Genomic DNA, 13,008 nt, shown 5'->3' on the forward strand with positions numbered 1-13,008 from the left:
AAGTAAATTTACGATTAGAGTATATGAAAGGGAAAAACAATGCGCATTGAAAAGTAATACCCTGAAAGAAATCCGAGTTCAGCAAAAATATTTGAAAAAGTTGTTTCGGTTTGAAGTGAATTTACGATTAGAGTATATGAAGGGTGGAAAAACGATGCGCATTGAAAAGTAATACCCTTAAAGAAATCCGAGTTCAGCAAAAAAATGAAAAAGTTGTTTCGGTTTGAAAGAAATATACGATTAGAATATATGAAAGGGAAACAATGTGCATTAAAAAGAAATAGGAGAATTAATTATGAATGATAATGAATTACGGCAGTTGATTAAGTCGTATCCCGAAAAGGGACAGAGAGCATTTTATGACAAATACTTCAACTATGTTTATACGATCGTCTTTTCGTATTTGAAAAACTGTGGAAGAACAGAGGACGTAGATGAATGTGTGGGAGATGTATTTGCACAGTGTTTTCTGTATTTTGACAAGCAGGAAACAATTGAAGGAGATATGAAAGCTCTTGCAGCATCAATAGCGCGTCGCAGGGCAGTGGACACATACAGAAAGCTTGTTAAGCACAGCGGAAATATTTCCATAGAAGAATGCGAAGAGGAGCTTCGTTCGTCCGAAGATGTTGTTGAAACATCGGAAACGTCTGAACTCAGACAGATATTATACAGCAAAGTCAAAGAGCTTGGTGAACCTGAAAGTACTATAATCATACATAAGTACTATTACGGCAGAACATCTACTGAAATAGGTGAGATAGTATCAATGTCGGGAGATGTTGTGCGTGTAAGGTGCAGCAGGGCAATAAAGAAATTACGCGAATTGCTTGTAAAAGTAGGCATAAATGGATAAGGAGGAAAATACTATGAAAGATGAGTTTGATATTATGTTCAGCAGAAAAGAAAGTGATATTGAGAAAATAGCCAATAACTATCCTGCGGCAGGACAGAGAGAAAAAGAAAAGATATATGAAATATGCAGAAGAAAGTATAATATACAGAAATCAGAGGAGAAAGCGTCAGATAGTGACGGTTTTATAAAGCAGGCAGAGGGCGTTGAGGTGTATAAGCGACCTAAGTTATACCGTTTCATCAGTGTGGCAGCAGCAGTTGCTATCGTTGCAGGCGGAGTCGGCGGTTATGCATTTTTGAAGAACAGAAATTGGAACAATTTCGGAGCAGGCTCTAATGACCCTGTGCAGACAGAGCCTGGAGTGCCGCAGGAGCTTATCGACGAGCTGAACGCTGTAACAGATGAAATGCTCAGCAAGCTTGAAAGGTATGAAGCTTTCCATTATGGCGTTGGAGTAGATACAGAGGATTGTTTTAGCGGTTCCGTTGCATTGACAGATGATCCTTCCGTTGATGCTGAAAAGTTACAGCTGAGATATTGCAAGGTCACAGATGAAGAACTGAACAGTATAGAGAAAATGGAAGCTTTCAGCAAGTCTTTCCTTACAGCAGATCTGCGTTCTAATGATTTTGTCTCAGTAAAAGATGATGGAAACGATGAAGAAAACATTTCTTTGATATATCCTGACACATTTTTAGAAAATCACACTTGTTTTGATTTCGTAAGCTATAATGATTCATTATACAGCCTTGACAAAACATCAGATGAGATCAGCGTTTGCCTTACAGAGTTCAGCAAGTATGAACTTGTAAGCTCTGAATTCTATGATGAGAACGATGCAGGCGAAAGAACGTCCTTGCTCGGTTACGGCTCTGATGTTATCAAGTGCGAGCGTGTATATAAAATGAGCGATGACAGGTTCGTTACAATCGTTCTGGATATTGTTAAGGAAGACGATGAGAACGGTGCAGCATGGAAAATAGATAAATGGGACATCTTCGAGAAAGACAGCGAAGGTGAAGTGCTGACACGTAAGAAATCAAAGAACAGCTTTAATCCCGAGAATATTGAGAATGTTACAAACGCTGATGCTGAAGGTGAGTTTGCAGAGTTACAGCTCCATGAAATGAAGATATATCATTCAAAAGATGAAGCAGAGCAGGCTTTTGTAGAGTATCAGGATGCATGGAAAAATCATACATACGAATTCAAGAAAGTCGATGTTGAAAAGTATGCAGACCAGTTGCTTTCAGCAGCAAATGCAGAGAAACTCAACACACTTGAAAACAAGAGCTATCTGTATCATATTTGTGCAAATGTGTTCCATTATTATGATACAGCAGAGGTGAAATTCGTCATTGACGGAGAACAGCTGGCACTTAATTACCACGAAGAGTATGAACGTGTTTTAGATAATAAACAGCTCTATTTTTACAATAAGATCACAAGCAGAAGTGATAACGAATACGAAAAAGTAAGCGTGTATGTTCGTGACGGAAATGAGGGTGTAAATTACTACCCGACAGATAAGACATATAGTAAACAAACATTTTCTGAAGATGATATAAAAATGGCAGGAGCATATATCCCTGATAATTACAGAGTAGCTTACTGTGATGATTATGAGAAGCCTGGAGTACAAGAAGCTTGGGAATTCGGCAATACATTCGGAGAATTTAGTAATTTGGATAGCTTTGTATTACTTAGTGATTTTGATCAGTGGCATATTGAGGGCGTAGAAAATATCCTCGGAAGAGACTGTGCTCATGTAAATCTCATTTATAATGACGGTTTTAATGAAAATACCGTCGATAGATGGATAGACATCAGGACAGGTCTGGTATTGAAGTCTTCAACGAAAAGTGATGTTTTATCACAAACTACTGAGGTCACTGAATTAAAGCTCAACGAACCTGTTGAGAAAGTAGATTATGATCTTACAGGATATACATTCGTAGAGAATGAAAGAGGAGGCTTCTGATACTCAAAAATATCCCCTTTGCGTTATGCAAAGGGGATTTCTTATTCTTTGAATAAAAGAGATAAACTCTCTGATCTTATTAATATATATGCCATATTTTGTATAAAGAAAAAAATAAATAGAAATTCTTTAAAAATAGTAGCTTTTTATTTTGAAGTGTGATATAATAAATCTGATTTGGGATTTTTTACAGAAAAGCATTTGACTATAAAAAATTCATATAAATCACTATGTATATTATATCTGCTTTGCAGATTTATTTTTGAGGAGGCTTGTACATGAAAAAAGTGCAACTGACAGAAACCGTTTTACGTGATGCTAATCAGTCACTGATGGCTACACGTCTTCCTTATTCAGATTATGAGGGTATTCTCTCAGATATGGATAAGGCTGGATACTATTCTATCGAGTGCTGGGGCGGAGCAACATTTGACTCATGTCTTCGTTATCTCGGCGAGGATCCGTGGGAGAGACTCAGAAATCTGAGAAAAAATCTTCCTAACAGCAGACTTCAGATGCTTCTGAGAGGTCAGAACCTTCTTGGATATAAGCATTACCATGATGACGTTGTTGAGAAGTTCATCGAACTCTCAATAAAGAATGGTATCGACGTAATTCGTATTTTTGACGCTCTTAACGATTTCAGAAATATCGGAACAGCTCTTGAAGCTACAAAGAAGTACGCAACAGAGAAAACTATCGCTTCAGGCTGTATCTCATATACACAGAGCCCTGTACATACAGTTGATAAGTACATCGAAATGTGTAAAGAGCTCAAGACTATGGGCTTTGATACTATCTGCCTCAAGGATATGGCAGGTACTATGTCTCCATATGAGGCTGAGCACCTTATCAAGGGCATCAAGGACGCTATCGGCGATATGACACTTATCCTCCATACACACTGCACAACAGGTATGGCTTATATGACTCTTACAAAGGCTATCGAGTCAGGCATTGACGTTATCGACACAGCTACATCATGCTTCTCTGGCGGTACATCACAGCCTGCAACCGAAACAATGTTCTATGCTCTACAGCAGTATGGCATTGAGTCAGGTCTTAATGAGGATATCATCAATAAGGTAAACGATTACTTCAAGCCGATCAAGCAGAAGTATATCGACAACGGTCAGCTCAATCCAAAGAGCCTTGGAACTGATGCTCAGGCACTTGTATATAAAGTTCCCGGCGGTATGCTTTCAAATATGATCGCTAACCTTACAGATATGCACGCTATGGACAGATTTGACGAGGCACTCGCTGAGATCCCGAAGGTAAGAGCTGATATGGGTTATCCTCCGCTTGTTACTCCTCTCTCTCAGATGGTAGGTAATCAGGCTGTAACAAATGTGCTCGTTGGTGAAAGATATAAGAACATTTCCAAGGAGATCAAGAACTATATCAAGGGCGAGTACGGTAATCCTCCTGCACCTATCGCACAGGAGCTGGTTGACAAGGTACTCGGTGACAGCGAAGCAGTAGATTGCCGTATCGAGGATCAGAAGCGCACAGGCGAAGAATTCGCAGCTGCAAGAGAAGCACTCGGCGATCTTTGCAGAAGTGAAGAAGACGCTATGAGCTATATCTGCTATCCTGATCAGACTATCAAGTTCCTCAATGACCGTAAAGCTAAGGAAGAGAACGAAGCTGTTTACACTATCGAGGAAATGTAAGGGGGCAGAGCTATGTTTGATAATATCTTAGTTTCTGCTGCTGTTGAAAAGGCTGATGATATGTCTATAGCTGAAGCAGGTATAACAGCTGTTTTTGGTTATGCTGTCGTATTTACAGGTCTTGTAATTCTTATGATCGTACTTTACTGTACAGGTGCATATTTCAAATCCAAGGACGCTAAGGCTAAGGCTGCTGCTGATGCAGAAGCTGCTAAAAAGAAAGCAGCTGCACCTGTTGTTGCTGAAACAAAGCCTGAACTCCCACTTGCACCCGGTTCAGCCGGTCATGTCAAGCTCTTTGACGTTCCTGACAAGGAAGCTGCTATGATAATGGCAATAGTTGCCGATAAAATGCAGAAGCCGCTCAATGAGCTGCACTTTATTTCCATTAAGGAGGTCAAATAATCATGAAGTATAAAGTTACACTTAACGGTAAGACTTATGAGGTCGAAGTAGAGCAGGGAAAAGCTGTTCTTCTTGATGAATATGAGGCACTTGCTCCTGCACCGGCAGCCGCTGCTGCACCTGTTGCTGTTGCTCCTGCCGCTGCTCCCGCAGCTGCACCTGCTGCTCCTGTAAACCTTGCAGCAGGCGAAACTGTTACAGCTCCTATGCCGGGTAATATCATCAGAGTTGATGTTGCTCAGGGCGATACAGTAAAGGCTGGACAGATACTTGTAATTCTCGAAGCTATGAAAATGGAAAATGAAATAGTAGCTCCTAAGGACGGTACAGTTGCTCAGGTAGTTACAAGCAAGGGTTCTGTAGTTGACACAGGTGCTCCTCTTGTTGTTATAGCATAAGGAGGGCACGTAAATGGATATTCTTGAGACCCTGAAAACTTTGTGGAACGATTCGGGTTTCCAAAGCTTTTTCGTAAACGGGGGCTGGAAGAATCTTATCATGATATTCGTATCGTGCGTTCTTCTCTACCTCGGAATCAAAAAGAAATTTGAACCGCTCCTCCTTGTTGGTATCGCATTCGGTTGTCTGCTTGTAAACCTTTCTTACTTTGGCAGCGGATCAACAGATGCTCTTTATCATCTTGATCTTTGGGATAACTTCCTTAATCCCGAACATGAAGATTATCACAGCTACGGAGCTATAATGGCTCATGGTGGACTTCTTGATATACTTTACATCGGTGTAAAGGCAGGTATCTATCCTTCACTCATCTTTATGGGTGTAGGTGCTATGACCGACTTCGGTCCGCTTATTTCCAACCCTAAGAGCCTCCTCCTCGGAGCTGCTGCTCAGATGGGTGTATTCCTTGCATTCTTCGGAGCTATTTGTCTTGGATTTAGTGGAACTGAAGCTGCTTCTATCGGTATCATCGGCGGTGCTGACGGCCCTACAGCTATCTTCCTTACAACAAGACTTGCTCCTCATCTCCTCGGACCTATTGCGATCGCAGCTTACTCATATATGGCTCTTATCCCTATGATACAGCCGCCTCTCATGAGACTCCTTACAACAAAGAAGGAGAGAGAGGTAAAAATGGAGCAGACTCGTGTAGTTTCAAAGACAGAGAAGATAATCTTCCCGATCATTGTTGCAATGTTCGTTATCCTTCTTCTTCCTTCAACAGCTCCACTCGTAGGTTGCCTTATGCTTGGTAACCTCTGGAGAGAGTGCGGAGTTACAGAGAGACTTTCAGATACAGTTCAGAATGCTCTTATGAACATCGTAACTGTATTCCTCGGTATTTCTGTTGGTGCTACAACAGTTGCTGAGCGTTTCCTTTCACTGGAGACTATCAAGATCATCGTTCTTGGTCTTACAGCATTCTGCTTCTCAACAGTCGGCGGACTCCTTGTAGGAAAGATCATGTATAAGCTCTCAGGCGGCAAGATCAATCCGCTTATTGGTTCAGCTGGTGTATCAGCTGTTCCTATGGCTGCCCGTGTATCTCAGATGGAAGGTCAGAAGGCTAATCCTTCAAACTTCCTGCTCATGCACGCTATGGGACCGAACGTTGCAGGCGTTATCGGTTCTGCTATCGCAGCAGGCTTCCTTCTTGCAGTATTCAAGTGATAAAAGTATGAAAATACCCGAAAGCTGTCATAACGACTTGCTTTCGGGTTTATTTTTATATGTATTTGCTTGCTTCCTTTATGCTCAGATCAGAAAGTTCATCTTTGTACTTGCTGATAAAGTTTCCGACCCATTCGGGAGCTGCTTTGGAATACTCTCTTAAAGCCCAGCCGATAGCCTTATTGATAAAGAATTCATCAGTTCCGAGACAGTTACAGATTATTTTTTTCAATAATTCCGTATCTGTTTTGCCTTTGTAAGCTAATTGGTGCAGGATAGCTGTTCGTTTGAGCCAGATACTATCACTTACTGACCATTTTATCATAAGCTCACTAACTCTTTCATCTCTCAAGCCTATATCACCGATGACCTTGCAGAGAAAATCTATAGTGTCCCACCATGACTTTGTAATTATAAACCGCTTTATTTTGTCAATATCTTCAAAAGAAAGATATTTCTTCATGGCGAGCAGATAATCGTAAACAAGATACTGCATTTCTCTGTGGTCATCTTCATGGCATTTATCAAGGAAGTCCCAGTCAATGTCTTTTGAAGCTTTTTCGCTTTTCAGCAAGTCTTTATACAGTTCTTTGCGTTCGGGCGAGGGAATACCGTAAAAATCAAACTTATTTTTCATATATTCGGACATTGCAGCAGCGTTTTCGGGATTTTGTGCATTTTCAAACACTTCTTTTACTAAATTGAATTTACTCATTTTTATTACCTCATATTCTCGTATTTAAGAATTTGATTTATAAAGATTATACTTGACAAAAACTGCTTTGTCAATAGAGAAATTGTTGCTTTTAAGATCGAAATACCAAACTGATATGGCATTTTTTCTATATAATAGCCTGTCACAAATATTTTTCATGTTTAACATGAAAAATATTACGGAAACGCTTGCAAAATTTCTCAGAATAGTGTAAAATAGAAATGTACGTTGTTAATATTATAACAACAGCTTAGAATGTATTTTATTACGAAAGGATGTCATACCCATGGCAGGATTAAACAAGGTTACTGTAGAAGACATTAACGTTAAGGGCAGAAAGGTACTCGTAAGAGTTGACTTCAACGTTCCTATGAAGGACGGCGTTATCACAAACGATAACAGAATCCAGGCTGCTCTTCCAACTATCAATAAGCTCGTTGAGAATGGTGCAAAGGTAGTTCTTTGCTCACACCTCGGCAAGCCGAAGAATGGTCCGGAGGCTAAGTTCTCACTTGCTCCTGCAGCAAAGAGACTCGGCGAACTCGTTAAGACAAACGTTATCTTTGCAGCTGATGATACTGTTGTAGGCGACAACGCAAAGAAGGCAGTTGCTGCAATGAAGGACGGCGAGATCGTAGTTCTTGAAAATACACGTTTCCGCGGCGACGAAGAGACAAAGAACGGCGAGCAGTTCTCTAAGGAGCTTGCTGATCTTATCGATGGCGAAGTATTCGTTATGGACGCTTTCGGTTCAGCACACAGAGCTCATGCTTCAACAGCAGGCGTTACAAAGTTCGTTAAGGAAACTGCTGTTGGTTACCTCATGCAGAAGGAGATCCAGTATCTCGGTAATGCAGTAGAGGTTCCTGAGAGACCTTTCGTTGCTATCCTTGGCGGTGCTAAGGTTGCTGACAAGCTCAACGTTATCTCTAACCTCCTTGAAAAGTGTGACACACTTATCATCGGCGGCGGTATGGCATATACATTTATAAAGGCACAGGGCGGTTCTATCGGAAAGTCACTGGTTGACGAAGAGAAGCTCGACTACTGTAAGGAAATGCTCGCTAAGGCTGAGAAGCTCGGCAAGAAGATCCTTCTCCCTGTAGATACAGCAGTTGCTGATTCATTCCCTGATCCAATCGACGCAGAGATCAGCGTAGATTATGTTGATGCTGACAAGATCCCTGCTGACAAAATGGGTCTTGATATCGGACCTAAGACAGCTGCTATCTTTGCTGAGGCTGCTAAGAACGCTAAGACAGTTGTTTGGAACGGACCTATGGGCGTATTCGAGAACCCAACTCTCAAGAAGGGTACTGTAGCTGTTTGTGAGGCTCTTGCACAGGCTGATGCTACAACAATCATCGGCGGCGGTGACTCTGCTACAGCTGCTATCCAGCTTGGCTTTGCTGACAAGATGAGCCACATCTCAACAGGCGGCGGTGCTTCACTTGAATACCTCGAGGGTAAGGTACTCCCTGGCGTTGCAGCTATCGCTGAAAAGTAATTGAACTTATAAACAGGGCGGGTAGAGATATTCGCCCTTGTTTCGGTATCAAGTAAAGGGGCTGACAGTAATGGATTCGATCGAACAGTTCAAAGAGGAAAAGGGCGAAAAGGCTTTCCTCTATATGCTTATAGGTTTCCTTGCAGGAATAGTTGTAGGATTTATAGCATCTCCTGTAAAAAACGGCATTGCCATTGGAAGCTATAATGGTGCGAACAATAAGTTCAAGAACTCAAATAATGGCGGAAACAGAGCTTAAACAGCTAAAAAATATATAAGGAGTAATCAGTAATGAATAAGTCTTTAAGAAAGGCAATTATTGCCGGAAACTGGAAAATGAATAAAACTCGCCCTGAGGCTAAGGCACTTCTCGAGGCTATCAAGCCTCTCGTAGCTAACGCTGAGGGCAAGATCGAGGTAATCGCTTGTGTTCCTTTCACAAACCTCGAAACAGCTATAAATACAACAGCAGGCAGCAATGTTAAGATCGGTGCTGAGAATGTACACTTTGAGAAGAGCGGTGCATTCACAGGTGAGATCTCAGCTGATATGCTCACAGAGCTTGGCGTTGAGTATGTTGTTATCGGTCACAGCGAAAGAAGACAGTACTTCGGTGAGACAGATGAGACAGTAAACAAGAGAACTATTGCTGCTCTTGAAGCTGGTCTCAAGCCTATCGTTTGCGTTGGTGAGCTCAAGTGGGAGCGTGAGTGCAACATCACTGAGGAAGTTATCGCTCGTCAGATCAAGCTTGATCTCTGGTCACTTACAGCTGAGCAGGTAAAGAACGTTGTTATCGCTTATGAGCCTGTATGGGCTATCGGTACAGGTCTTACAGCTACACCTGATCAGGCTGAGGAAGTTTGCGGATTTATCCGTGCTCAGCTTGCTAAGCTTTTCGACAAGGCAACAGCTGATGCTGTAACTATCCAGTACGGCGGTTCAATGAATGCAAAGAATGCTGCTGAGCTCCTTGCTAAGCCAAACATCGACGGTGGTCTTATCGGCGGTGCTTCACTCAAGGCTGAGGACTTCAACGTTATCGTTCAGGCAGCTGTAGAAGGCTAATAAAACTAAAGGGGCGGATATTATCCGCCCTTACCCATGAAAGGAAATAGATATGTCAAAGAAACCTGTAGCACTTATAATCATGGACGGCTTCGGTTATAACCCTGATACATACGGCAACGCTATCGCTGCTGCAAAGAAGCCTAATCTTGATAAATATATGGCTGAGTGCCCTAATACTATCATCGGCGCAAGCGGACTTGATGTAGGTCTGCCTGACGGACAAATGGGCAACTCAGAGGTAGGACATACAAATATCGGTGCAGGACGCATTGTTTATCAGATGCTTGTTAAGATATCAAAGGATATCAAGGACGGTACATTCGAGAGCAACAAGGCTATCCTCGGAGCTATGAACAACTGCAAGGAAAAAGGAAGTGCTCTTCACCTTATGGGACTTCTTTCTCCCGGCGGCGTTCACAGCCACATGGAGCATCTTTTCGGTATAGTTGAAATGGCTAAGAAGAACGGTCTCGACAAGGTATATATCCATGCATTCCTTGACGGAAGAGACGTTCCTCCTTCATCAGCTGCCGAGTATATGGAAGAAACTGTAGCCGAACTCAAAAAGATAGGTCTTGGCAAGATAGCTACTATCTCAGGACGTTTCTATGCAATGGACAGAGACAATGCTTGGGACAGAGTTGAAAAGGCTTATTCTGCACTTGTTTATGGTGAGGGCGTTAAGGAGACAGATCCTGTACAGGCTATAAAGAACTCTTATGCTAACGAAGTAACAGATGAGTTCATGCTTCCTACAGTAATTGAGGGCGGCGCACAGATAAAGGCTGATGACAGCGTTATCTTCTTTAACTTCCGTCCTGACAGAGCAAGACAGATCACACGCTCATTCGTTGATCCTGACTTTGCAGGATTTGAGAGAAAGAACGGATTTTTCCCTGTTAATTTCGTATGTATGGCTCAGTATGACGCAACTATGCCTAATGTATCTGTTGCATATCCGCCTGAGCAGCTTACAATGACAATGGGCGAATACCTTGCAAAGCTTGGAAAGACTCAGCTCCGTATCGCTGAAACACAGAAGTATGCACACGTTACATTCTTCTTCAACGGCGGTGAGGAGAAGCAGTTTGAGGGTGAGGACAGAATACTTATAAAGTCTCCTGATGTTCCAACATTTGACCTCAAGCCTGAAATGAGCGCGTATGAAGTATGTGATGCAGTATGTGAAGCGATCGACTCTGACAAGTATGATGTTATCATACTCAACTATGCTAACTGCGATATGGTTGGTCATACAGGCATATTTGATGCTGCTGTAAAGGCTGTTGAGGCTACAGATACCTGCGTTGGTCGTATGGTAGATAAGATACTTGCTAAAGGCGGTGCTGCTCTTATCACAGCAGATCACGGTAATGCTGACAAGATGATGGAACCTGACGGAAGTCCGTTTACTGCACATACAACAAATCCTGTTCCGCTTATTGCTGTTGGTGTTGAGGGTACACTTACAGAGGGCGGCGTACTTGCTGACCTTGCTCCTACAATGCTTGATATTATGGGAGTTCCACAGCCTGCTGAAATGACAGGAAAGAGCTTGCTTAAAAAGTAAAATAAAGCGGATCTTTGATCCGCTTTTCTCTTGAAATTATGTTTGCTTGTGATAACAACTTTGCGTTTACGTTCTGATACCTATATAAAAGGCTTTATATTGGCGATAGAGAAAAAACAGGACAGTTTTATCGGCAGGGTGTTGCTGTTTCCTTGAAAATATGTTATAATATTTTTAGTTTGTTTTAGGAGATTATATATGTCTGGTAAATTCAAAAGTCTGACATTGATACTTTTTTCGTGCTTCTTATTATATGGCTGTAGTGAAAACAGCAGCACAAAAATAAATGAAAATATAACAGAATCTGCTGTACGCGATGTATTTGCAATGGATACATTTATGAGTTTGAAAGCTTATGGAAATGATGCGGAAAAAGCGGTCGATGATGCTGAAGAACGCATTTATGAGCTGGAAAAAGAGCTGTCCGCAACGTTGGAAGACAGCGACATTTGGAAGCTTGATAACTCTGGCGGAAAAGCTGTTGAGGTATGTGATGATACGATCGCTCTTATAAAAAAAGCTAAGGAAATTGGCGATAAGACCGGCGGAGCACTTGATATTACGGTTTATCCCGTACTGAGAGAGTGGGGCTTTACAACAGGTGAGTATAAAATACCCGAACAAAGCAGGATAGATGAACTGCTTGCAAATGTGGATTACCGTAAGATATCCATTCAAGAAAACAGCGTGGCTCTTCCCGAAAATTCGCAGATAGACCTTGGAGCACTAGCAAAAGGCTATACAGGCGACGAAATAATGAAGATTATGGAGTCTCATGGTGTTACATCTGCTATAGTAAGCCTTGGCGGAAATGTTCAGTCACTCGGAAGCAAGACTGACGGCTCTCCGTGGAAAGTAGCAGTAAGAGACCCGTTTTTAGAAGATAAAGATATGTGCGTAGTTGATATAATCGACAAGGCAGTTATAACATCGGGAAACTATGAGCGCTTTTTTTATGGTGAGGACGGTAATAAATACTGGCACATAATTGACCCAAGTGACGGATATCCTGCTGATAACGGACTTGTATCCGTAACGGTGATAGGTGATAACGGTCTTGAATGTGATTCGCTGTCTACAGCTTTATTTGTACTCGGATATGACAAAACAGTTGAGTACTTACGTTCAAATCCTCAGTATGACGTTATAATGGTGACTGATGATAAGAAGATATACTATACAAGCGGTATTGGAGACTCTTTTCAGAATATAAGTGATATGCCTGCGGAGGTGATATCCGTTGACTAAAGGCGTAAAAATACTTATTATTATTGTAGCAGCTTTGTTTATCGGTTCTGTAATATGGGTAATACTGAGCTACAGGACGCCTGATAGCACATATGTGGAGATAGTACAGAACAATAAAGTATTATATACTATTGATCTTTCAAAGGAAAAGGACAGAACTTTTCGTATAGAGAGCAATGACGGCGGCTGGAACGAAATAAAAATAGAAAATGGAAAGATAAGTATTTCCGATGCGGATTGCCCCGACCATACCTGCGTTAAGACAGGTGTTTTAAGATCAGAGACTATGCCCATAGTTTGTCTGCCTCACAAGCTTGTTATACGATATGCAGAGAAGGAGCAGAGTTGAT

13 protein-coding genes are annotated in these 13,008 nt (G+C 41.7%); 12 read left to right on the forward strand and 1 reads right to left on the reverse strand.

What is annotated here, in order from left to right:
* Positions 1-295: 295 nt before the first annotated feature.
* The 6 genes from QZZ41_RS05860 (at position 296) to QZZ41_RS05885 (ending at position 6,547) form a co-directional block, all read left to right on the forward strand.
* A complete protein-coding gene (locus QZZ41_RS05860; RefSeq protein ID WP_295069432.1) occupies positions 296-856 on the forward strand; it encodes a sigma-70 family RNA polymerase sigma factor in 561 nt (186 codons plus the stop codon).
* Positions 857-869: 13 nt separating this feature from the next.
* Positions 870-2,837 carry a hypothetical protein gene (locus QZZ41_RS05865; RefSeq protein WP_295069434.1) on the forward strand — a complete coding sequence of 656 codons (1,968 nt, stop codon included), beginning with the start codon at positions 870-872 and terminating at the stop codon, positions 2,835-2,837.
* A 278-nt stretch (positions 2,838-3,115) separates the two neighbouring features.
* Positions 3,116-4,513 carry a pyruvate carboxylase subunit B gene (locus tag QZZ41_RS05870; RefSeq protein WP_074714014.1) on the forward strand — a complete coding sequence of 466 codons (1,398 nt, stop codon included), beginning with the start codon at positions 3,116-3,118 and terminating at the stop codon, positions 4,511-4,513.
* A 12-nt stretch (positions 4,514-4,525) separates the two neighbouring features.
* Positions 4,526-4,918 carry an OadG family transporter subunit gene (locus QZZ41_RS05875; RefSeq protein WP_295069436.1) on the forward strand — a complete coding sequence of 131 codons (393 nt, stop codon included), beginning with the start codon at positions 4,526-4,528 and terminating at the stop codon, positions 4,916-4,918.
* A gap of 2 nt (positions 4,919-4,920) precedes the next feature.
* Positions 4,921-5,316 (forward strand): biotin/lipoyl-containing protein, encoded by a 396-nt coding sequence (locus tag QZZ41_RS05880; protein ID WP_295069438.1) that lies wholly within the window; start codon positions 4,921-4,923, stop codon positions 5,314-5,316.
* 13 nt (positions 5,317-5,329) lie between these two features.
* Positions 5,330-6,547, forward strand: a complete 1,218-nt coding sequence (locus QZZ41_RS05885) for a sodium ion-translocating decarboxylase subunit beta (protein ID WP_295069440.1) — start codon at positions 5,330-5,332, stop codon at positions 6,545-6,547.
* A gap of 55 nt (positions 6,548-6,602) precedes the next feature.
* On the opposite strand, the gene QZZ41_RS05890 is transcribed toward QZZ41_RS05885, so the two are convergent.
* Positions 6,603-7,262, reverse strand: coding sequence for a DNA alkylation repair protein (locus QZZ41_RS05890; protein ID WP_295069442.1), 660 nt, complete (start codon positions 7,260-7,262; stop codon positions 6,603-6,605).
* 286 nt (positions 7,263-7,548) lie between these two features.
* Here QZZ41_RS05890 and pgk point away from each other — a divergent pair, with 286 nt between their 5' ends.
* The 6 genes from pgk to QZZ41_RS05920 all read left to right on the forward strand — a co-directional run bounded on the left by pgk (position 7,549) and on the right by QZZ41_RS05920 (position 13,007).
* The gene (pgk, locus tag QZZ41_RS05895) at positions 7,549-8,769 is read left to right on the forward strand and encodes a phosphoglycerate kinase (RefSeq protein ID WP_074714009.1); all 1,221 of its coding nucleotides are present in this window, start codon (positions 7,549-7,551) and stop codon (positions 8,767-8,769) included.
* 70 nt (positions 8,770-8,839) lie between these two features.
* Positions 8,840-9,028 carry a hypothetical protein gene (locus tag QZZ41_RS05900; protein WP_295069445.1) on the forward strand — a complete coding sequence of 63 codons (189 nt, stop codon included), beginning with the start codon at positions 8,840-8,842 and terminating at the stop codon, positions 9,026-9,028.
* 32 nt (positions 9,029-9,060) lie between these two features.
* Entirely contained in the window at positions 9,061-9,837 is a 777-nt protein-coding gene (gene tpiA, locus QZZ41_RS05905) for a triose-phosphate isomerase (protein ID WP_074714007.1), read from the forward strand.
* Positions 9,838-9,889: 52 nt separating this feature from the next.
* On the forward strand, positions 9,890-11,410 hold the full coding sequence (gpmI, locus tag QZZ41_RS05910) for a 2,3-bisphosphoglycerate-independent phosphoglycerate mutase (protein WP_295069447.1): 1,521 nt from the start codon (positions 9,890-9,892) through the stop codon (positions 11,408-11,410).
* A 198-nt stretch (positions 11,411-11,608) separates the two neighbouring features.
* Positions 11,609-12,658 carry an FAD:protein FMN transferase gene (locus QZZ41_RS05915; RefSeq protein ID WP_295069449.1) on the forward strand — a complete coding sequence of 350 codons (1,050 nt, stop codon included), beginning with the start codon at positions 11,609-11,611 and terminating at the stop codon, positions 12,656-12,658.
* Positions 12,651-13,007: a NusG domain II-containing protein gene (locus QZZ41_RS05920; protein ID WP_295069451.1), complete on the forward strand. Its 357-nt coding sequence runs from the start codon at positions 12,651-12,653 to the stop codon at positions 13,005-13,007. The genes QZZ41_RS05915 and QZZ41_RS05920 overlap by 8 nt, the downstream gene beginning before the upstream one ends.
* The last annotated feature ends 1 nt before the right edge of the window (position 13,008 follow it).

Source organism: Ruminococcus sp. (genome assembly GCF_016283395.1).